Raw genomic sequence first — 20,983 nt, 5'->3', positions numbered from 1 at the left:
CGTCGTGTGATCACGATACGTTCGGCGGGAGGCACATCCACGGCGAAGGAGCACAGTATGGCGACCCGGCTCGGACTCAGCCTCCCCCAGAACAAGCAGTACGACATCGGGCGGGACGTGCCCGACGTGGCACGCGCCGCCGAGGAAATGGGCTACGAAAGCCTGTGGGTGTACGAGCGGGCGCTGTTCCCCGAGTCCACCACCCAGGGCCTGTACGGCATCGAGGGACTGCCCTGGCCGGACAGCTATCGCGGGGTGGCCCATCCGCTGGTGACGCTCACGCTCGCCGCCGCCGCGACCCACCGGGCCCGGCTCGGCACGAGCGTGCTGGTGGCGCCCCTGCACGTGCCCTTCCAGCTCGCCAAGGCGCTCGCCTCGCTGGACGCGGCGAGCGGCGGCCGGGTCGTGGCGGGCCTGGGCACGGGCTGGTCCCTCGACGAGTACGCCGCGGCCGGCATCCGCCCCTTCGAGGAGCGCGGCAAGGTGATGGACGAGGTGATCGAGGTGTGCCGCGCGGTCTGGGGCCCGGACCCGGTCAGCTACGAGGGCAGGATCACGAAGATCTACTCGGCGGCGGTCTCCCCCAAGCCGGCCCGGCCCATCCCCATCCTGCTGGCGGCGACCAACAGAACGGCCCAGCGGCGGCTGGTCGACAAGGCCGACGGATGGCTCCCGATCGGACTGGGCGCCGACGTGGTGGCCGCGCAGTGGCGCGAGTTGCAGGATCTGGCCGCCGAGCGGGGCCGCACCACGCCCCTGCAGACCGTGCTCCGCGTCAACGCCGCGTACACGGCCAAGGCGTACGACGGCCCTGACCGCGGCCCCTTCCAGGGGAACGTCGATCAGATCATCGCGGACCTGGCGGCCCACGCCGAGATCGGCCTCGACGACATCTTCGTCGACCTGCAGGGTTCGACGCGGGACGCGCAGGAGCTGAAGGACGTGGCCGCCGAGCTGTACACGGCGGCGCGGGCGGCCGGGATCTGACCGGCAGCCCCTGGGCACCGGCCCGGCTCAGTCCTCCGGCAGCTCGACCGGAGCGATCTCGTCGTAGACGTCGCCCGGGCCGGGGTTGGCCGGGTCGGTCGCGCCACCGAAGTGGTGCATGACGCCCCACACGGCGTTGAGCGCGGTCTGCACGGCGCCCTCGGCCCAGCCGGCGGTCCAGGAGATGTCGTCGCCGGCCAGGAAGATGCCCCGCTTGTCGGCCGGCAGCCGGTCCTGCATGAAGTGCGTGAACAGGCGCCGCTGGTAGCGGTAGTGGCCCGGCAGGTTCGCCTTGAACGCGCCCATGAAGTAGGGCTCGTTCTCCCAGGAGACCGTCACCGGGTTGCCGATGATGTGCTTCCTGATGTCGACGTTCGGGTAGATCTCGCCGAGCGACTTCAGCATGACCTCCATCCGCTCGTTCGCGGACAGCGGCAGCCACTTCAGGCTGTCGTCGCACCAGGTGTAGGAGAGGCAGATGACGGCGGGCTTGTCCGGACCGTCGTCCAGGAGGTAGGTGCCGCGGGTCATGCGGTCGGTGAGCGTCATCGACATGACGTCACGGCCGGTCCGCTCGTCCTTGTCGAGCCAGAACGGCCGGTCGACCGGCACGAAGAGCTTGGAGCTCTCCATGTAGTGCGTCCGCTCGATCGCCGTCCAGTGGTCGATCGGGAAGAGCGCGTCGTCGCAGGCGATCTTGGACAGCAGCATCCAGGACTGGGCGGTGAAGACGGCCGCCTGGAACGTACGGATGTCGCCGTTCGCGTCGGTGACGGTGATCCGGTTGCCCGCGCTGCGGTGCAGCCGGGTGACGGCGGGACGGGGCTCGCCGTTCTCGTGCAGGGACTTCAGGGACGTGCCGTGGGCCCAGTGCACGATCTTCGCCGGCTCGCGCTCCCACAGGCGCAGCGGCAGCTGCTGGGAGCCGCCGACGATACCGCGGTGGTGGTCGTCGGCCTCGGTGTAGACGACCCGCAGGATCTCCAGGATGGAGTTGGGGAAGTCGGTGTCCCAGCCGCCGGTGCCGAAGCCGACCTGACCGAAGATCTCGCGGTGCCGGAAGGACTTGAAGGCCTCGGAGTCGCAGAGGAAGCCGTAGAACGTCTGGTTGTCGAGCTTCTCGACGAGCTTCGCCCAGATCTCGCGGATGCGGGGGACGTCCCGCTCCCGCATGGCGCGGTTCATGTCGGAGAAGTCGGCGCCCTCCTCCAGGCAGGCGTTCCACGCGTTCGCCACGTCGCGGTAGACCTGCGGGAGGTCGGCGAGCGTCTCGGCGTAATGGGTCTCGCCCTTGAGGTCGACCACGGTCGACGGGGTCGCCTCGGCCAGCGGGTTGGGGAACGGCCTGGTCTCCAGACCCACCAGGTCGATGTAGTGCTGCAGCGCCGTGGAGGACGGCGGGAAGCGCATGGCGCCCATCTCGGCGGTCAGGGACGGGTCGCAGCCGTCGAAGCCGACGGTGCGCAGTCGGCCGCCGATCCGGTCGGCCTCGTAGACGACGGGCTTGAGGCCCATCTTCATCAGCTCGTAGGCGGCCACGATGCCGGACAGGCCGCCGCCGATCACCGCGACCTCGGTGCCGTGCTCGGTCGCGGGTATCTGACCGAGACCCGCCGGGTGGGCGAGGAAGTCGTCGTACGCGTACGGGAAGTCCGGGCCGAACATGGTGATCGGCGGCTGCTGCTCGTCTGCGTGCTCGACGGCGTTGGGCACCGTGGACGTCATGGGGTACGGACTCCTTGCGCGGAATGAACTCTGGGAAGGCTGAAGGGGGTCAGACGAGGGACCCGTAGAGACCGGGGCGGCGGTCCTTGAGGTACGGGTTCGCCTCGCGGGAGGCGGCGAGGTGGGCGGGGTCCACGTCGGCGAGGACGAGCTGCTCGCCACGGCCGGCCCGGGCACGGGCGATCCCGTCGGGCCCGGCGAGGGCGGACAGCCCGACGAACTCGAACTCCCCTTCCTGTCCGACCCGGTTGACGTAGGCGACGTACATCTGGTTCTCGAAGGCCCGCACCGGGACGAGGGACTCGGCGACGAACTGGAACGGATGCATCTGGGCCGTCGGGACCACGAGGAGGTCGGTGCCGGCCAGGGCGTGGGCGCGGACGTTCTCCGGGAACTCGACGTCGTAGCAGATCATCAGGCCGACGGTCAGCCCGTCCACCTCCGCCTGCACGACCGGCTTCTCGCCCGGCGTGAAGTGATCGCGCTCGAAGCGGCCGAAGAGGTGGGTCTTGCGGTAGTTCGCGAGGCGGGTGCCGTCGGCGGAGATCAGCTGGGCGGAGTTGAAGACGGTCTCGCCGTCGCGCTCCGGGTAGCCGTAGGCGATCGCGAGACCGTGCCGGGAGGTGATCTCGGCGATCGCGTCCGCGGAGTCGCCGTCGGCGGGCTCGGCGAGCCGGGCGATGTCGCCGCCGATCGCGTACCCGGTGAGGAACATCTCCGGTGCGACCAGCAGCGCGGAGCCCGCGGCGGCGGCACGGCCCGCGGCCTCGTCGAGCACCTTGAGGTTCTCGGCGACCGAGCCGGGGCGTCCGGAGCTCTGGAGCAGGGCGGTGCGCATGCGTGTTCTCCACCGGTACGGAAGGGGGGTTGGGATTCAGCTAAAGGTACGGTCGGCGCCCTTTGCCGGACAAGGAGGAGCCGTTGCGCGCCGGTGAGCGGATCGTTGCGTGCGAACGGGGCCGGGCGGCGATTCGTTGTGCGCTCTCGGCGTGTGACCTGCGTCTCTGGGCGAGAGTGTCACACGGCTCACAGCTCGCGCAGCCGCTCCACGATCTCCCGCAGCAGTTCCGGGTCGGCCTCCGGCCCGCCGCGCACCGCGCGCCGCGGCTCGTCGATGCGCACCAGTCCGGCCTCGGCCAGGTCGCCGAGCATGACGCGTACGACGGTCAGGGGGAGGTCGGCGTCCGCGGCGAGCTCGGCGACCGGCCGGGGGCCATGGCGCACCAGGTCGAGCAGGCAGGCGCGGGCATGGTCGACGCGCGCTGGGGCGTCGTCCGCCTCCACCGCGCTGACCTGCGACATCAGATCGATGGCATGCCGGGCCGAGGGGCGGGTCCGCCCCCGGGTCACGGTGTAGGGGCGCACCATCGACCCGGTCTCGTCCTCGTACCAGTGGTCGTCCGACACTGCCGGTCAGGAGCCGGCGGGGCCCGCGGCCGAGCGCACGGCGGCGTCCAGGTGGCGGCCCACGCGGCGGACGAGCAGCGCCATCTCGTGGGCCAGCTGCCCGACGTCGGTCTGTACCTCGCTGAGCACGGCCAGGCGGGTGCCGTCACCGGCCGGGGTGATGAAGAGGTAGGCGTCGTCGAGCATCACCATCGTCTGCCGCACCTCCCCGGCGCCGAACCGCTCCCCCACCGAGTCCGCGAGGCTGTGGAAGCCGGAGCATACGGCGGCCAGGTGCTCGATGTCCCGTCTGCGCATGCCGTCCGAACAGCTCAGCGGAAGGCCGTCGGCGGTCAGCAGGACGGCCTGGCGGACATGGTCGGTTCTGGCCACGAGGTCGTCGAGCAGCCAGCCGAGGTCCGTGCCCGGCGGCTCGGGGGCCCCGGCGGAGTGCTCGGGGTTCTGGTCACGGCGCATCGTCCGCCTCCGTCCCTTCCTCGGTGTGGGTTCGCTCCGTGGGGCCGGTACTCGTCGGGACGCCCCTGCGGCCCCGGTCGAGCCCGCGCTGGAAGGCGCCGAAGACGGCCCGCACCTCCTCGGCGCTCAGCTCCCGCCCCGGGGAGTCGTCGGCGGACGTGGCCTCGTCGCGCAGGCCCGGGGCCAGGGAGGTCTGACGGACCCGGGTGGGCAGGGCGGGGGTGCCGGGGGCGGGGCCGGCGGCCTGGCTGTCCTTCCTTCGGCCCCTGTCCCGGGTCTCCGTAGCACGACCCCCGTCCTGGCCGGCCGCCCCGGGGACCTGCTCCGCGCCGTCGGCCGGGGGGTCCTCCGTGGTGCCGAGCACGCGCAGCCCCTGCTCGCGCAGGCGCCGGGGCGCCTGCTCACGGGAGAGCACCGCCGTCCCCCTCCGGGAGGGCAGCCCCCGTACCGGCGCGTCCGCCGGCCGTACGGGCGCCGCGAGCTCCACGTCCGCCAGTACCGTCTCGGGCAGCAGCACCACCGCCGTCGTGCCGCCGTACGGCGACCGGCACAGCGTGACCTCGATGCCGTGCCGGGCGGCGAGCCGGCCCACGACGTACAGCCCGAGCCGGTCGTGACGCGTCGGGTCGAAGTCGTCCGGGCGCGTCAGGGTGCGCCGGGCCTCGTCGCTCTGCTCGGGGCCGAGGCCCAGGCCGCGGTCGTCGATCTCCAGGACGAATCCGCCGCCCGCCCGGCTCGCGCGCATGGTGACCTGGGTGTGCGGCGGCGAGAACACCGTGGCGTTCTCCAGGAGTTCGGCGATCAGATGGACGACGTCGGCGACGGCGTCCGCCGCGACACCGGCCTCCGGCATCGGCGGGACCACGACGCGCGCGTAGTCCTCGATCTCGCTCACCGCGGAGGACACCACGTCGGCGATCGGCACGGGCCGCCGCCATCGGCGTCCGGGCGCCGCGCCGGAGAGGATGATCAGGCTCTCCGCGTGGCGCCGCATACGAGTGGTCAGATGGTCGATCCGGAACAGTTCCTCCAGGACGTCCGGGTCGTCCGTGCGCCGCTCCAGCGTGTCGACGAGCTTCAACTGCCGATGCACCAGCGCCTGGTTGCGGCGTGCGATGTTCAGCAGCACCGCGAACAGCCCCCGGCGCAGGGTGGCCTGCTTGACGGCGGCCTCCACGGCGGCCAGACGCGCGGCGTTGAAGGACCGGCCGACCTGGCCGATCTCGTCGGGCCTGAGCTCCTCGTCGGCCAGGGGCGGCGCCTCGGCAGCGGCGTCCACCTCCTCGCCCGCGCTGAGCCGCTCCATGACGTGCGGCAGCTGCCGGGTGGTCAGCAGGTCGGCGGTGTCCCGCAGCGTCTCCAGACGGCGGGAGATTCGGCGTGCGCCGCGCACCGCGAACCACAGCGACAGCCCCATGGCGGCGAGGCCGAGCACACCGACGGCGGCGGCCTTGAAGAACTCCCGATAGGCGAACGCCCGCCCGCGCGCGGCCGAGTTCTCGGCCGACTGCGTGCACATCAGCATGTACTGCTTGACCGCCCGGTCGGTGGTGGTCCGCCACGCGTCGGCCGCCACGGCCTGACCCGCGTGCCCGGCCCCCGCCCCGAGCAGGGCGTCCTCCCCCTGGGTCAGCGCCCGGTGCACCGGCCCGCGCTGGAACTCCTCGAAGAGCGCACGCGAGTCGGACGGCAGGTCGGGCACATACGTCCGCTCGAAGACCCGCCGGTCCTCTATGGTCGCCGTCAGGGCGTCGTACTGCGGGTCGGTCAGACGGCCGGCGGCCCGCGCACCCGCGACGAGCGCGTCCTCGCGCGAGACGAACTCCCGCACCCGCACCAGCTCGATGACGACCTGCGCCTCCCGCGCGAGCTGACCCGCCTGAAGGGCGGTGAGCGAGGACTGCACGTCGAAGCCCGGTTCCACCAGGGTGCTGTACTCGGCCACCGCACCGTCCCAGGAGATGCGGCCACCCAGCACGCGCTCCCGCAGCCCCTCCAGCTTGCCCACGGCGGCGAGTGTGCCGTCGAGCACCTGACGCTGCCGTTCGGACAGCCGGCTGCGGTCCCCCCTCTGGATCGCGTCGCGCATGGCGTTCACGGCCTGGTCGGTACGGCGCTGCTGCTCCAGCAGGTCGACGGCGGCCCCGTTGCGGTGACCGCCGCCCAGATACGCCGCCGCGAGCCGCCGTTCGATCTGGATCTGCCCGATGGCCGTGTCCACGGGCGTGCCGAAGTCCACGTACACGCCCTGGAGTCTGACGAGCGCGCGGAGTTCGCCGGTGACCGACACCATGGCGAAACTCCACAGCGTCATCAGGGCGATCGCCGGAGCGAGCGCGAGCGCCACGATCCGGGCTCGTACCGTGGTGGGACGGCCGAAGGGCCAGCGCATGGTCTCCCCAGGGCGGCAGGACGTTCGGGTGGCTTGCGGGGGGCTGGCGTTACCCCCGGTTACCCGGCGGTAGCGAGTGCCGCACAACCTACGGGATGGCACACGCGACCGCAATGGTTGCCTGGGGTAACACCCGGTCAGGCCGTCCGGGGCACCGCGAAGGTGGTGAGCACCGCCGCGTGGTCCGACGGCCAGTCGTTCCCGGCGACTTCGGGCCAGGGGCGCGGGGTGCCCACCACGTACGTGCGGGAGTCGAGGACCGTGAGACCGCGGTGCAGCACGTAGTCGATCCGGTCCTGCGGTTCGGGGCGTCCGCTGCCGTCCTCGTGCACGGGGTGGATCGGCGACCAGGTCGGGCCGGGGTCGGCGAGCGGGTCCGGGTGCGCCTCCCGGTAGGAGTCGCGCAGGCCCGCCTCCTCGGCGGCCTTCGTCACCGGCCATTCCACCTCCGGCCAGTCCAGGTGCGAGGGGCAGTTGAAGTCGCCCACGAGGACGATCGGAACCCCGTCGGCGGACGACTCGCCGATCCGCCGCAGGGTGTCCCGCATCTGCGCGAGCCGCACCTCCTCGTGGGCGATCAGCTCGGCCGGCGGGAGCCCGTCGAAGACGGACTCGTAGGGGCCGTACGGCGTGTAGTGCAGATGGGCCGTCCAGACGTCCACCTCACGGCCCCGGTCCATCCGGATGCGTACGCCCGCCGCCCCGTAGAAGCCGACGGCGGGGTCCCCGAAGCGGGCCGTGATCGGGTACCGGCTGATGACGCCGAGGTTCTCGCCGGCCCGGTGGTGGTACCAGCCGAGGGCCTCCGCCAGTTCCTGGGCCGCGGTGCCGCCCGTCTCCTGGAGCCCGACGACGTCCGCCCCGCTCTCCAGGACGGCCTTGAGCTGCTTGGCCCGGTGGTCGTCGACCCTGGTGCCGCCCAGCCAGAGGTTCCAGCTCATGACGCGCAGTTCACCGGTGACCAGGGCGCCGAGTTGCTCCGGGGTGACCCCGGTGAGGCTCTCGCGCACGGTCCGGCCGGGCGCCGCGCCGATGGGGGCGAGCGACGGGACCGCGAGGACGGCACAGCCGGCCGCCTCGGCGGAGGCCACACCGGTCTCGGTGTCCTCGACGGCCACACAGCCCACGGGGTCGACGCCGAGCGCGCGGCAGGCGGCCAGGTACGGGTCGGGCGCGGGCTTGGTGCGCTCGGTGTCGTCGGCGGTGACGGAGACCGCGAAGTGCCCGGCGCCGAGGGCCTCGATGACGGTGTCGGCGAGGGCGCGCGGGGAGGCGGTCACCAGGGCGGTGGGCACGCCGTCCCGGGCGAGGGCGTCGAGCAGGTCCAGAGCTCCGGGGCGGGGCACGACGCCGGTGCGGACGCGGCCGGTGAACTCCCGGTGCAGCGCGGCCGCGAGGTCCGCGACGGGCGCACCCGTGGCCTCGCCCAGCCATGCGGCGGTGTGCTCGACCGGCCGGCCGAGCACCTCCGGCTGGTCCGCCTCGGTCAGGGCCCTTCCTGCGACGTGCTCCACCGCCTCCCACCACAGCCGCTCGGTGTCGACGAGCGTGCCGTCCATGTCGAACAGAACGGCCTGGAGCGGGAGTCGGGGGTGGGGGGTCACGTTTCCCTCTTTCACGAGTGGTTCATACGTTCTGCCACGAGGACCGGACGCTCGGGCAGCGCCACGCCGACGGCGGTCCCGGCGCCGAGCCCCGCGGCTTCGTGTGCGGGCACGTCGGCCTTGACCTCGGTGCCGTCGGCGAGCCGAACGGTGACCCGGACGGCCGCGCCGAGGAAGGCAGTGGCGACGATCCGCGCGTCGCCCTCCTCGTCCGCCTCCACCCGGACCGCCTCGGGCCGCACCAGCACGTCGACCTCGGACGCGGCGGGCGCCTCCCCGTCGACCGGCAGCTTCCGGCCGAGGACCTCCACCGTGTCGTCGGTGCGCACTCCCGGGATCCGGCTCATCGTGCCGACGAACTCGGCGACGAAGGGGGTGGCCGGGCGGCCGTACAACTCGGCCGGAGCGGCGCACTGTTCGAGCTTGCCCGCGCGCATCACCGCGACCCGGTCCGCCATGGACAGGGCCTCCTCCTGGTCGTGCGTGACGAACAGGGTGGTGATGCCGAGTTCCTGCTGAAGGCGGCGGATCTCCTCGCGCAGCGTGAGCCGTACCTTGGCGTCGAGCGCCGACAGCGGCTCGTCGAGCAGCAGGACGCGAGGGCGCAGGGCGAGCGCACGGGCCAGTGCGACGCGCTGCTGCTGCCCGCCGGAGAGCTGGTGCGGGAAGCGCTCGGCCTTGTCGCCGAGCCCCACCAGGTCGAGCAGGTCGGCGGCCCGCTTGCGGCGTTCGGCCGTACGCACCTTGCGCATCCGCAGCCCGAAGGCCACGTTGTCGACGGCGTTGAGGTGCGGGAAGAGGCTGTAGGACTGGAAGACCATGCCGGCGTCGCGGCGGTGCGCCGGTACACGGGTGACGTCCTGGCCGTCGACCAGCACCTCGCCGGAGTCGGGGTGCTCGAACCCGGCGAGCATGCGCAGCGCGGTGGTCTTGCCGCAGCCGGACGGGCCGAGCAGGGCGAGGAGTTCACCGGGCTGCACGGTCAGGTCGAGCCCGTCGAGGGCGACGGTCGGGCCGAACTCCCGGCGCAGACCGTGGAATTCGACGGTGGCGGCGGCCTTGTCTCGTATTGCGGCCTTGTCGAGCGTCATGTGGTTCATCCCTTGGCGGCGGTACGGGTACGTCCGCCGAAGACGGAGAGCGAGAGGAGCAGGGCCCAGGTGACGAGCAGGCTGAGCACGGAGACGGCGACGGACAGCTGGGCCTGCGAGCCGCCGACGCTGTAGATCCACACGGCGAACGGAGTGAAGCCCAGCAGCTGGGCGACGGTGAACTCGCCGAGGACCAGCGCCAGCGTGAGGAAGGACGCGTTGAGCAGCGCGCCGCGCAGATTGGGCAGCACCGCCCGCACCAGGGCCCACGGCAGGCTCGCCCCGCAGCTGCGTGCGGCCTCGACGAGGGTGCGTACGTCCATGGCGCGCAGGCCCGCGTCCAGCGCCCGGTACGCGAACGGCAGCGCCATCACGACGTAGGCGAGTACGAGCACGAACGGGAAGTCCGGGTTCTGGATCGCCAGGAGCGTCTGGAAGAACGGGGTGCGCGACAGGTACTCGGGCCCCCACTTCAGGACCGTGGCGATGCCCGCGACGAACGCGATGGGGGGTACGACCAGCGGCAGCGAGCAGAGCACCTCGACGACGGGCCGCAGCCGGGGCGCGCCGAGCCGCAGCGCGACCATGGCGGGCACCATCAGCAGCAGGACCAGGGCGATGGTGGCGGCGGCCAGCTCCAGCGAGAGCAGCAGGCTGGAGCCGAAGCCGGGGGTGGAGACGATCTGCCGGTAGGCGTCGAAGGTGATGCCCTGGCCGGACACGTCGACCGTGAAGAGCACGGACGCGGCGAGCGGGACCAGGAAGTACAGTCCGGCGCAGGCCAGGACGGCCCACCGCCACAGGTTCAGGCGAGCCATCGCGCACTCCGTCGTTGCAGGGGCAGGTAGACGGCCATGACCAGGGCCGCGACGAGGACCATGTCGAGGCTGAGGGCGAGCGCCACGTTCTCCTGGCCGACCAGGACGTTGCCCGAGATGGCGTCGGCGATCTGCAGGGTGACCAGCGGGACCGCGCTGCCCACCATGGCCGCGGCGGTGGCGTACGCGGAGAAGGCGCTGCCGAAGAGCAGGACGAATCCGCCGAGCAGCGAGGGCAGCAGCACGGGCAGGGCGACATGCCGCCAGTACTGGAAGCCGGTGGCTCCGTTGTTCTGCGCGGCCTCGCGCCACTGGGAGCGCAGGCCCTCCAGAGCCGGGGTGATGGTGAGGACCATCAGCGGGATCAGGAAGTACAGATAGACGATGACCAGACCCCAGAAGCTGTAGAGGCTCCAGCCCTTGTCGCTCAGGCCCAGGTGGCGGGTCAGCACTCCCGAGTTGCCGAGGGTGGCGACGAAGGCGAAGGCCAGCGGGACGCCGCCGAAGTTGGCGAGGACGCCGGACGCGGTGAGCACGGCCTCGCGCAGCGCGCGGAAGCGGGAGGTCACCACGGCCTGGGCGAGCAGCAGTCCGAGGACGGTGCCGAGGGCGGCGGAGAGGGCGGACAGCTTGACACTGCCGATCATGGCCGTGAGGTAGGCGCCGTGCAGGGACTGGGTCAGATTGGCCGTGCTGTACGACGTGGCGCCCGTCGTCGGGTCCTTGACGGTGAAGGCGCCGTTCAGCATGGCGAGGGCGGGTATTCCGAAGGCGATGGCCGTGACGACCAGCAGCGGGACGACGGCGAGCCGGCCGGAGGCGCGGCGCCGCCGCTGCTTCGGTGCAGCGGCGGGCGCCATCTCGGCCTCGGTGAGGACGGCGGTCATCCGGAGACGGCCTTCCCCCAGCCCTGCGCGATGACCGTCTTGGCCTTGCTCTGCTGGGCCTCGGTCGGGAAGGTGGGCGTGCCGGTCACCTGGGGCAGCTTGGCCGCGGCGGCCTTGTCGAGCGTGCCGGCCTTCTCCATCGCCGGCATCAGGGCCGGGCGGGCGTGTCCCTTGAGCCAGAGGTTCTGGCCCTCGGTGCTGTAGAGGTACTCCTGCCACAGACGGGCGGCCGCCGGGTGCGGGGCGTCCTTGTTGACGGCCTGGGAGTAGTACTGGGAGAACTTGCCGTCGCTCGGGACGGCGACCTTCCAGTCCAGGCCCTTGGACTTGAACTCGTCGGCGTACCCGGCGTTGAGGTAGTCCCAGTCGATGCTGATCGGGGTCTCGCCCTTCTCGACCGTGGCGGGCGTCGACTCGACCGGCGTGTAGTTGCCGCTCTTCTTCAGCTTGGCGAAGAAGTCGAGGCCCGGCTGGATGTTGTCGAACGAGCCGCCGTTCGCGAGGGCCGCCGCATAGACGCCGCCGAAGGCCGAACCCGACTTGGTCGGGTTGCCGTTCAGCGCGACCTGGCCCTTGTACTGCGGCTTGAGCAGGTCGGCGAAGGTGGTGGGGCACGTCTTCACGCGCTTGGCGTCGCAGCCGATGGAGACGTAGCCGCCGTAGTCGTTGTACCAGCGCGCCTGCGGGTCCTTCTGGCCCGCGGGGATGCCGGCGAAGCCGGTCACCTTGTACGGGGCGAGGAGCCCCTGCTGGGCGGCGCTGAGCGCGAAGGAGCTGCCGAGGTCGAGCACGTCGGGGGCGCGGTCCTGGCCCTTGCGGGAGGTGACGGCGTTGATCTCGTCCTGGCTGGAGCCGTCCGGGTTCTCGACATCGACCTTGATGCCGTACTTCTTCTGGAAGCCGTCGATCACGGCGCCGTAGTTGGCCCAGTCGCGGGGCACGGCGATCGCGTGCAGCGTGCCCTCCTTCTTGGCCGCCTTCACGAGGGCGTCGAGGCCGCCGAAGTCCGCGGCGGAGGTCGCGGTGGCCGCGCTCTTGCCGCCCGCGGTGGTCGACGCGTTGTCGGGGGCCGCGCCACAGGCGCTGAGGGCGAGTGCGGCGGCGACGGCGAGGCCACCGGTGAGGACGGCTGTCCTCGGCAGGAACACGGTCACGGTCTCTCCTGAGAGTACGCACGAGGGTGAGCTCAGACGAAGAACTTGTCCGAACAAGTTGGCCCCAGTACGCCCGCTACTGGTGTCCTGTCGGTTAACGACGACGAAACCCTGAGCCCTGTTTGCCTGCACAATCTCCTCCTGTGCAGATCACACCCAGGTCTCGATTAGGCTGGTCACGCTGTGCACAGCAGCCGACTCAGAGGGGAAGCATGGCGGCGCGACACGAGGAGATCGCCGACGAACTGCGGCGGGCGATAGACCGCGAGGAGTACACGGTGGGCAGTCTCCTCCCGGCGGAGACGGTTCTCGCGGCCCACTACGGCGTCTCGCGCGGCACGGTCCGCCAGGCCGTGGCGGCCCTGACCACCGAGGGGCTCATCGGCTCGCGGCAGGGCGCGCGCCGGGTGGTTCTGGCCAGCCGCCGCAGCCAGAGCTTCGCCGAGCTGCGCAGCTTCGCGCAGTGGGCGCGGACGATGGGGCGCGAGGCGACCGGCCAGGTGGTCGAGCAGGAGTACCGCCCGGCGACGAAGGAGGATGCCCTGCGCCTCCAACTGCGGGAGAGGACACGGGTGTTGCACGTGCTGCGGGTGCGCGGGCTGGACGGTGAGCCGGTGCTCCTGGAGCGAACCGTGTACGCGGACTGGATCTCTCCGGCGGTGGAGGCCATCGAGCCCGACTGCCCGTCCGTCACCCAGCGGCTCTTCGAGGACACGGGCCTGGTCTTCGCCTACGGCGAGCACGTCATCGACGCGGTGGCGGCAGGCGCCCAGGACGCCGAACTGCTCGGCGTACGCCGCACCAGCCCGCTCCTGCGGGTCCGCCGGGTGACCACGACGCGCGAAGGGCGCCCGGTGGAGTGGTCGGACGACCGCTACCGCTCGGACGCCGTGAGCTTCAGCGTGCACAACTCGATCGGCAACAACGCACTGGCACGCAAACCCGCCGAGTGACCGGACACGGACCTACTCCCCGGACGGCGGCCGCGCGGAACGCGTTGCGCGGGCCGACGCCGTTGGGCTGCCACAGCCACGCGCCGCCGGCCGGCCCAGGGCCCTTCTGACGGAGCTCCGCGGCGTCGCGACGCCCGGCACCCACTCTCGCCGCACCGGACGCCGCTCCTTGTCCCGCGGGGATCCGTCAGAAGCGCCCTAGGTCGGCGAGCCGGACGAGAACCGTCGCAGCAGCGGCGACAGCACGAGCACCGACTTGGTGCGCTCCACGAACGGCTCCCCGGCGATCCGCTCCAGCACGCGCTCGAAGTGGCGCATGTCGGAGGCGAAGACCTGGGCGATCGCGTCCGCCTCACCGGTGACGGTGGAGGCGGCCACGACTTCCTGGTAACGCTCCAGGCCCCGCTGGATGGTCTCCGGCGAGGTGTTACGCCGGCAGTGGATCTCGACGAACCCCTCGGTCTCCCAGCCGAGCGCCGCCGGATCCACCCGTACGGTGAACCCGGTGATGGCGCCGGTCGCGCGCAGTCGGTCCACGCGCCGCTTCACGGCGGGCGCGGACAGGCCGACCAGTTGCCCGATGTCCGCGTAGGAGCGGCGGGCGTCCTCGGCGAGGGCGTGGACGATGCGTTCGTCGAGATCGTTCAGCAAGGCGGGCGGTTCACTTCTCTGCGGTGACTGCGGATGCCGCGGGCTCCACGGCGGCCAACCGGGAGCGCCGGTGGCCATACACGAAGTAGAACACGAGCCCGACGGCCATCCAGACACCGAAGACCACCCAGGTGACGGCCGAGAGGCTGCCCATCATCCAGACGCAGAAGAAGAAGCCGATCGCGGGCAGCACCGGCGACAGCGGCACCCGGAAGGTGCGGGTCATGTGCGGACGCATCCGGCGCAGCACCACCACCGCGACGTTGACCAGCGCGAAGGCGAAGAGCGTGCCGATGCTGGTGGCGTCGGCGAGTTGCCCGAGCGGGATCGCGGCGGCGAGGACACCGCAGAAGACGGAGACGATGACGGTGTTGGCGCGGGGCGTGCCGGTCCGCGGGTGGACGCGCGAGAACACCTTGGGCACGAGGCCGTCCCGGGACATCGCGAAGAGGATGCGCGTCTGGCCGTAGAGCACGGTCAGCACGACGCTCGCGATGGCGATGACCGCACAGGCAGCGAGCAGCGTGCCCCAGAAGGTCTGTCCCGTGACGTCCTTCATGATCTGGGCGAGCGCGGCCTCCGAGTCGTTGAACCGCTTCCAGGGCTTCGCGCCCACGGCGACGGCCGCGACGACGACGTACAGCGCCGTGACGATGACCAGCGACAGCATGATGGCGCGTGGCAGGTCGCGCTGTGCGTTCTTCGCCTCCTCACCGGCCGTGGAGGCGGCGTCGAAGCCGATGTACGAGAAGAAGAGCGTGGCCCCCGCGGCGCTGACGCCGGCCATGCCGAGCGGCATGAAGTTCGCGTAGTTGCCGGAGCGGAAGCCCTGGATGCCGATCAGGCAGAACAGCACCAGCGCGGCGATCTTCACAAGGACCATGATCGTGTTGGCTCGCGCGGACTCCTTGGCGCCGCCGAGCAGGAACGCCATGGCGAGCATGACGACGATCAGCGCGGGCAGGTTGAAGATGCCACCGTCCCCGGGCGGCGCGGACAGCGCGGCCGGGATGGTGACGCCGATGGTCCCGTCCAGCAGCTCGTTGAGGTACTGGCCCCAGCCGACCGCGACGGCGGCGACCGACACGCCGTACTCCAGGACCAGACACCAGCCGCAGATCCAGGCGATCAGCTCGCCCATCGTTGCGTACGCATACGAGTACGAGGACCCGGAGACCGGGATCGTACCCGCCAGCTCGGCGTAGGAGAGGGCGGAGAACAGTGCGGTGAGGCCGGCGATCACGAAGGAGAGGGTGACGGCGGGACCGGCCTTGGGGACGGCTTCGCCGAGGACCACGAAGATGCCGGTGCCGAGGGTGGCACCGATGCTGATCATGGTGAGCTGCCACAGCCCGAGGGAACGCCGCAGCGTCCCTCCCTCGCCCTGGCCGCCCTCGGCGACCAGGCGCTCCACGGGCTTGCGGCGCATCAGACGTGCGCCTAGGCCGGGTGTCGCGGAGTCTGGATGGGTGTGGGACTGCGGGGGTGCGCCTTGGTCGAGCACGCGTCGGCTCCTTATCGCTGCCGGTCAAGGGGGCAGGCGGGACCGGCAGCACCCACGGGACGGGGGACCACCGAGCGGGGTCCTCGCCACGCCACGTATAGCGCACGACCTTACGAGTCCGCCCTTCACGGGCGTAATGCAGCAACCTTGCGCGTCTCCGGAAGATCGTTGCGTTCATCGGGCGGTCACGCGATGTTCGTTGCGCAAGCCCTTTCGATGTTTGCGCACGCCCCTTCACCGAGGCAGCGGGACCTGGCCGTGTGGCCGCCGTCCGCTGCGCCGCCGTCCGTTGTCAGCTCTCCCCGGGCTCCCCGCAGGCCGTCCGTGTCCCGGCCGCGTCCACCGTGCCCGTGCCCCGCCGTCCAGGTCGCCCATAGGCCGCCGCATGGGCGTCCAGCCACCGCGCGTGGGCCTCGCAGGCGGCCTGCCTGCTGGTACCGAGCGCGGCACCGATCTGCGCCCAGGAGGCCCCGGCAGCCCGCGCCGCGCGCACGGTGAGCTGCCGCCCGTACGCCGCCTTGCGGGCCACGACCTCGCTCAGCGCCAGCAGCTCCAGCAGCTCCCCACGATCCGGCTGACCGGCGCCGCTCCCGGCCCCGGCGAGCGACTCCCGGGCGCGCAGCTCGTCCAGCCGGGCGGCGGCGGTCAGCAGCGTGTACCGGGGTTCGACGTTCTCCGGTGTGGTCACTCCTCCAGCGTGTCGTCACGGTGGATCGACGTCAAAGCCGGCACAGCGGCCCGTCGGCGCGGTGACACACCGACGGCCCCCGGTCTCCCGGCGAAGGGACAGCAGGGGCCGTACCGAGGGCGGCGTGCGTCAGTTCCAGCTGGCGTGCAGGGGCTCGCCCTCCGCGTAGCCGGCCGCGCTCTGGATGCCCACGACGGCCCGCTCGGCGAACTCCTCGAGGGAGCTTGCGCCCGCGTAGGTGCAGGAGGAGCGGACCCCCGCGATGATCGAGTCGATCAGGTCCTCGACGCCCGGGCGGCCCGGGTCGAGGAACATGCGGGAGGTCGAGATGCCCTCCTCGAACAGGGCCTTGCGGGCACGGTCGTACGCCGACTCCTCCGACGTACGGTTGCGGACCGCACGGGCCGACGCCATGCCGAACGACTCCTTGTACAGGCGGCCGTTGGCGTCCTGCTGCAGATCACCCGGGGACTCGTACGTGCCCGCGAACCAGGAGCCGATCATCACGTTGGACGCGCCCGCCGCCAGGGCCATCGCCACGTCGCGCGGGTGGCGCACACCGCCGTCGGCCCACACGTGCTTGCCGTACTTCCTCGCCTCGGCGGCGCACTCCAGGACCGCCGAGAACTGCGGGCGGCCGACGCCCGTCATCATCCGCGTGGTGCACATGGCGCCGGGGCCCACCCCGACCTTGACGATGTCCGCGCCGGCCTCGATCAGGTCCCGCACACCCTCGGCGGCGACGATGTTGCCCGCCACGAGCGGTACCCGCGGGTCGAGCGCCCGTACGGTCGCGATCGTGCTGAGCATCGACTCCTGATGCCCGTGGGCGGTGTCGATGACGAGCGTGTCGACACCCGCGTCGAGCAGCTGCTTGGCCTTGCCCCCGGCGTCGCCGTTGATGCCCACGGCGGCGGCGATGCGCAGCCTGCCCTGCGCGTCGGTGGCCGGCGTGTAGAGCGTGGCGCGCAGAGCACCCTTGCGGGTGAGGATGCCGGCGAGCTTGCCGTCCTGGTCGACGGCGGGCGCGTAGCGGCGGTTGGCGCCGTCGAGGATGTTGAAGGCCTCGCGCGGGTCGATGCCGGCGTCGAGGAGCAGCAGGTCCTTCGACATGACCACCTCGAGCTGGGTGAAGCGGTCCACTCCGGAGAGGTCGGCGTCGGTGACCACACCGATCGGCCGGTGCTCCGCGTCGACCACCACACCGGCGTTGTGCGCACGCTTGGACAGCAGCGCCAGGGCGTCGGCGACGGTCTGGTGCGGAGCCAGCACGATCGGGGTGTCGAGCACCAGGTGGCGGCTCTTCACCCAGGAGATCACCTCGGTGACCACGTCGATCGGGATGTCCTGCGGTATGACGACGAGGCCGCCGCGACGGGCGACCGTCTCCGCCATGCGGCGGCCGGCGATGGCCGTCATGTTGGCGACGACCAGCGGAATGGTGGTGCCCGTGCCGTCGGGGGAAGCGAGGTCCACGCCCTGGCGGGAACCGACTGCGGAGCGGCTCGGCACCATGAACACGTCGTCGTACGTCAGGTCGTACGCGGGCTGGATGTCATTGAGGAAACGCACGTGCTGCACATCCCAGTCGATCAGAGGCGGCCCCCTAACAGGACAGCCAGGGGGAAGAGCACGTACTTCATTCTCCCATGACGGGGGTGACACGGTCCCCGGACAGATCATCCAGGCAGGTCAGCGGGGTCTTCGTGGGATCCTCCAAGCGCGAGCGCCACGGAGAGCTCCGGAGTGCGGTCCACCGCCTCCGAGAAGACCTCCCGGGCGGTCTCCCACTCGTCGGGCCGCGCCTTCGCGTACTGCTGCCAGCCCCGTACGACGAGCAGCAGCCCCTTCTCGGCGGCCTCCCGGGGCCAGACGGTGCGGTCGGTGAGCGAGTCGGCGAGCGCGTCCCAGTTGCGCCCGAACCAGTCCGGCAGGTCCAGGGCGCGCACGACCCGCTCCATGAACGCGGCCTTGTCGGCGGCCCCGTCGAGGTCCAGCGCGACCACGAGCCGGCCCGCGAGGTCGTCGGTCATCTCAGCACCGCCTTGAACGAGTGATAGTGATCGTCCGTGTAGTAGATCTCACCGCCCTGCCCGGTGACAATGCGGCGGGCCCCCCGGTCGCGCGAGCCCGGTGTCCGCACCGTGTACTCGTGGTAGTAGCCACGCGCGTGCTGTGGCAGCAGGCGCTCGAAGTTGCCGAAGACGACGCCGTCCTGGGCGTACGGGAAGGGGCCGCCCTTGTCGATGAGGGCGAGGGTGTGCCGGGCCTCGACGGGCAGCCGGGACTCCTGGACGGTCGCCGTCCGCCGGGCCGACGACGCGGTCGGCGCCGAGGCGCTGGGGTGCGTCGGGGAACACGCGGTGAGCAGGACGGTCAGACAGACGAAGAGCCCCGCGAGCGCGCGAGGGACGGACCGCAGCAGCATGGCGCCGATGCTGCCACAGCCGTCCCCTCGCGAGCGCCTGTCAGTGCCCGTCCGGGTCCGCGCGGTTGAGCGCGGGCCTCGGCGTCGGCCCCGCCGACATCAGATAGTCCGCCGCCGAGGTGTCCGTCACCAGGCTGGTGACGAGCCCCGACCGCAGCACCGCGTCGATCGCGGCCGCCTTCCGCTGCCCGCCCGCGATCGCGACGACCTCGGGGATACGACGCAGCTGGTCCGCCTTGACGGTGATGCATCGTTCCCCCAGGTCCCGTCCGACCCGGCGGCCCTCGGCGTCGAAGAGGTGCGCTGACATCTCGGCGGCGACACCGAGGGACGCGTAGTGGGCGCGCTCCTCGTCGCTGAGCATGTCGTGCACCGTCGAGATGCCCGGCTCCCAGGAGCCGATGGAGACACAGGCGACCGTGACCTTGTCGAAGTACTCGAAGGCGCGGGCGATCCCCGTCTGGTTGCGCAGCGCCGCCGCGGTCGCCGCGTCGGGCAGCAGCATCGGCGCGTAGATGGGGTGCGCGTCGCCGCCCGCGACCTGCGCGGCCCGGCGGACGGCCTCCACCGAGCCGCGCTCGGCGGTCCCGGCGTCGTACACGCCCGTCAGCTGCACCACCGTGCAGGGCGGCAGTCGGTCCAGGGCCGCCGCCATGTGGATGGTGGAGCGGCCCCAGGCCAGGCCCAGCACATCCCCCTCGGTGACCAGCTCGCCGAGCAGGTCGGCGGCCACCTCTCCGAGGTTCTCGGGGTCGGGCGACTCCTCGGCATCGGCCGGGGACTCGACCACGACAGCGTGTCTGAGGCCGTAGCGGGCGCGCAGCGCATCGGAGCGCTCGGCGTCCAGCTCGGCCGGCACACGGATCTCGATCCGTACGAGATCCCGTTCGAGGGCGGTCTCCAGGACCCGGGCCACCTTGAAGCGGCTGACGCCGAACTCCTCAGCGATCTGGATCTTGGACTTGCCCTCGAGATAGAAGCGACGGGCCATGGCCGCCGCCTGCACCAGCTCAGCGGGTCCCATCCGCATGGCTGACCGGCCCGCCGACATACCCGACACGGCCATCTCCTCACTGCTGTTCACACGGTGCATTCGCCGTTCATCCTTGCAGATCCGGCGTACTTGATCAGCCCGGACGGTCGGCGTTCAGGTTCCGTTGGCTCAGTCGTCGCACGCCCATGACCCTCGGGCGGTCGCCCGCTCCGCCTGGGTGCGCAATGCACGTACCGCGGCGGCCGGGTCGGCCGCCCCGTACACCGCCGAACCGGCCACGAAGACGTCCGCGCCCGCCTCCGCGCACTGTTCGATGGTGGAGGCCGAGACACCGCCGTCGACCTGCAGCCAGAGTTCGAGGCCGTGCTTGCTGATCAGCTCACGGGTGCGGCGGATCTTGGGAAGCATGATGTCCAGGAACGCCTGACCGCCGAAGCCGGGCTCGACGGTCATGATCAGCAGCATGTCCAGCTCGGGCAGCAGGTCCTCGTACGGCTCGATGGGCGTCGCGGGCTTGAGGGCCATGGAGGCCCGGGCGCCCTTGGCCCGGATCTCACGGGCGAGCCGCACGGGCGCGGCGGCGGCCTCGACGTGGAAGGTGACGGATCCGGCACCCGCTTCGACGTACTGGGGCGCCCACCGATCGGCGTCCTCGATCATCAGGTGCAGGTCCAGCGGGGTGTCCGTCGCCCGTACCAGGGACTCCACGATCGGCACGCCGAGCGTCAGGTTCGGAACGAAATGGTTGTCCATGACGTCGACGTGGAGCCAGTCGGCCCCTTCCACGGCCTTCGCCTCCTCGGCGAGACGGGCGAAGTCGGCGGACAGGATGCTGGGGTTGATCTGCACGGCCATGAGCCAAGCCTGCCATGCCCGGCACGGGTTGGTGTCCTCGGTCCGGCTACTGGGAAAAGCCCTGAAATCGATGACGCCCATCCGGCCATCCGGCTCGCCCGGCCACCGGCCCTCCGGCCCTCCGGCTCGCCCAGCCACCCAGTCATCCGGCTCGCCCGGTCATCCGGCCCACCGGCTCGCCCAGCCACCCAGTCATCCGACCCACCGGCTCGCCCAGCCACCCAGTCATCCGGCTCGCCCGGCCATCCGGCCCACCGGCTCGCCCGGCCGCCCAGCCACCCAGCCTCCGGGCGCCCTCCGGCCCCCGGTGATCCGACTCACCCGACCGCCCGCTCACCCGGTTCGCCCAGTTCACCCCGCCACCGAGCCGCCCGGTCGCCCGCCCACCC

20 protein-coding genes are annotated in these 20,983 nt (G+C 71.7%); 2 read left to right on the top strand and 18 right to left on the bottom strand.

What is annotated here, in order from left to right; all coding sequences use genetic code 11:
• The first annotated feature begins 57 nt into the window (after nucleotides 1-57).
• Entirely contained in the window at nucleotides 58-987 is a 930-nt protein-coding gene (locus ASC56_RS20470; protein ID WP_055492912.1) for an LLM class F420-dependent oxidoreductase, read from the top strand.
• Between the two features lie 27 nt (nucleotides 988-1,014).
• Here the strand turns inward: ASC56_RS20470 and ASC56_RS20465 are convergent, their stop codons facing one another.
• The 10 genes from ASC56_RS20465 to ASC56_RS20420 all read right to left on the bottom strand — a co-directional run bounded on the left by ASC56_RS20465 (nucleotide 1,015) and on the right by ASC56_RS20420 (nucleotide 12,521).
• Entirely contained in the window at nucleotides 1,015-2,712 is a 1,698-nt protein-coding gene (locus ASC56_RS20465) for an NAD(P)/FAD-dependent oxidoreductase (protein WP_055492911.1), read from the bottom strand.
• A gap of 49 nt (nucleotides 2,713-2,761) precedes the next feature.
• Nucleotides 2,762-3,550 (bottom strand): carbon-nitrogen hydrolase family protein, encoded by a 789-nt coding sequence (locus ASC56_RS20460; RefSeq protein ID WP_055492910.1) that lies wholly within the window; start codon nucleotides 3,548-3,550, stop codon nucleotides 2,762-2,764.
• Between the two features lie 188 nt (nucleotides 3,551-3,738).
• Nucleotides 3,739-4,119: a DUF742 domain-containing protein gene (locus ASC56_RS20455; RefSeq protein WP_234377001.1), complete on the bottom strand. Its 381-nt coding sequence runs from the start codon at nucleotides 4,117-4,119 to the stop codon at nucleotides 3,739-3,741.
• A gap of 6 nt (nucleotides 4,120-4,125) precedes the next feature.
• The gene (locus ASC56_RS20450) at nucleotides 4,126-4,575 is read right to left on the bottom strand and encodes a roadblock/LC7 domain-containing protein (protein ID WP_055492909.1); all 450 of its coding nucleotides are present in this window, start codon (nucleotides 4,573-4,575) and stop codon (nucleotides 4,126-4,128) included.
• Nucleotides 4,565-6,967: a nitrate- and nitrite sensing domain-containing protein gene (locus ASC56_RS20445; RefSeq protein ID WP_079102611.1), complete on the bottom strand. Its 2,403-nt coding sequence runs from the start codon at nucleotides 6,965-6,967 to the stop codon at nucleotides 4,565-4,567. The genes ASC56_RS20450 and ASC56_RS20445 overlap by 11 nt, the downstream gene beginning before the upstream one ends.
• A gap of 137 nt (nucleotides 6,968-7,104) precedes the next feature.
• Nucleotides 7,105-8,571, bottom strand: a complete 1,467-nt coding sequence (locus tag ASC56_RS20440; protein ID WP_055492907.1) for an HAD-IA family hydrolase — start codon at nucleotides 8,569-8,571, stop codon at nucleotides 7,105-7,107.
• A gap of 11 nt (nucleotides 8,572-8,582) precedes the next feature.
• A complete protein-coding gene (locus tag ASC56_RS20435; RefSeq protein WP_371330194.1) occupies nucleotides 8,583-9,671 on the bottom strand; it encodes an ABC transporter ATP-binding protein in 1,089 nt (362 codons plus the stop codon).
• Nucleotides 9,668-10,480 (bottom strand): ABC transporter permease, encoded by an 813-nt coding sequence (locus tag ASC56_RS20430; protein ID WP_055492905.1) that lies wholly within the window; start codon nucleotides 10,478-10,480, stop codon nucleotides 9,668-9,670. The genes ASC56_RS20435 and ASC56_RS20430 overlap by 4 nt, the downstream gene beginning before the upstream one ends.
• Nucleotides 10,468-11,367, bottom strand: coding sequence for an ABC transporter permease subunit (locus tag ASC56_RS20425; RefSeq protein WP_055492904.1), 900 nt, complete (start codon nucleotides 11,365-11,367; stop codon nucleotides 10,468-10,470). Before ASC56_RS20425 ends, ASC56_RS20430 begins: the two co-directional genes overlap by 13 nt.
• Nucleotides 11,364-12,521 carry an ABC transporter substrate-binding protein gene (locus ASC56_RS20420; protein ID WP_055492903.1) on the bottom strand — a complete coding sequence of 386 codons (1,158 nt, stop codon included), beginning with the start codon at nucleotides 12,519-12,521 and terminating at the stop codon, nucleotides 11,364-11,366. Before ASC56_RS20420 ends, ASC56_RS20425 begins: the two co-directional genes overlap by 4 nt.
• A 212-nt stretch (nucleotides 12,522-12,733) precedes the next feature.
• On the opposite strand from ASC56_RS20420, the gene ASC56_RS20415 reads away from it, so the two are divergent.
• On the top strand, nucleotides 12,734-13,474 hold the full coding sequence (locus ASC56_RS20415; RefSeq protein ID WP_055492902.1) for a GntR family transcriptional regulator: 741 nt from the start codon (nucleotides 12,734-12,736) through the stop codon (nucleotides 13,472-13,474).
• A 198-nt stretch (nucleotides 13,475-13,672) separates the two neighbouring features.
• Here ASC56_RS20415 and ASC56_RS20410 read toward each other — a convergent pair whose 3' ends face one another.
• The 8 genes from ASC56_RS20410 to rpe all read right to left on the bottom strand — a co-directional run bounded on the left by ASC56_RS20410 (nucleotide 13,673) and on the right by rpe (nucleotide 20,594).
• Complete coding sequence (locus ASC56_RS20410) at nucleotides 13,673-14,125, bottom strand: Lrp/AsnC family transcriptional regulator (RefSeq protein WP_055492901.1); 453 nt, start codon at nucleotides 14,123-14,125, stop codon at nucleotides 13,673-13,675.
• Between the two features lie 10 nt (nucleotides 14,126-14,135).
• Nucleotides 14,136-15,629 (bottom strand): amino acid permease, encoded by a 1,494-nt coding sequence (locus tag ASC56_RS20405; protein ID WP_055492900.1) that lies wholly within the window; start codon nucleotides 15,627-15,629, stop codon nucleotides 14,136-14,138.
• Between the two features lie 292 nt (nucleotides 15,630-15,921).
• Complete coding sequence (locus ASC56_RS20400) at nucleotides 15,922-16,317, bottom strand: hypothetical protein (protein WP_055492899.1); 396 nt, start codon at nucleotides 16,315-16,317, stop codon at nucleotides 15,922-15,924.
• A 129-nt stretch (nucleotides 16,318-16,446) separates the two neighbouring features.
• Entirely contained in the window at nucleotides 16,447-17,889 is a 1,443-nt protein-coding gene (locus ASC56_RS20395) for a GuaB1 family IMP dehydrogenase-related protein (RefSeq protein WP_055493013.1), read from the bottom strand.
• A gap of 107 nt (nucleotides 17,890-17,996) precedes the next feature.
• Nucleotides 17,997-18,350: a barstar family protein gene (locus ASC56_RS20390; RefSeq protein WP_055492898.1), complete on the bottom strand. Its 354-nt coding sequence runs from the start codon at nucleotides 18,348-18,350 to the stop codon at nucleotides 17,997-17,999.
• A complete protein-coding gene (locus tag ASC56_RS20385) occupies nucleotides 18,347-18,745 on the bottom strand; it encodes a ribonuclease domain-containing protein (RefSeq protein ID WP_055492897.1) in 399 nt (132 codons plus the stop codon). Before ASC56_RS20385 ends, ASC56_RS20390 begins: the two co-directional genes overlap by 4 nt.
• A 40-nt stretch (nucleotides 18,746-18,785) precedes the next feature.
• Nucleotides 18,786-19,829, bottom strand: coding sequence for a sugar-binding transcriptional regulator (locus tag ASC56_RS20380; protein ID WP_055493012.1), 1,044 nt, complete (start codon nucleotides 19,827-19,829; stop codon nucleotides 18,786-18,788).
• Between the two features lie 78 nt (nucleotides 19,830-19,907).
• Entirely contained in the window at nucleotides 19,908-20,594 is a 687-nt protein-coding gene (rpe, locus tag ASC56_RS20375; protein ID WP_055492896.1) for a ribulose-phosphate 3-epimerase, read from the bottom strand.
• Nucleotides 20,595-20,983: the final 389 nt, after the last annotated feature.

The sequence above is a fragment of the Streptomyces sp. TP-A0356 genome, assembly GCF_001417775.1.
In the GTDB taxonomy this organism is placed as follows: Bacteria; Actinomycetota; Actinomycetes; order Streptomycetales; family Streptomycetaceae; genus Streptomyces.
This window is presented reverse-complemented; position numbering and strand designations above follow the sequence as displayed.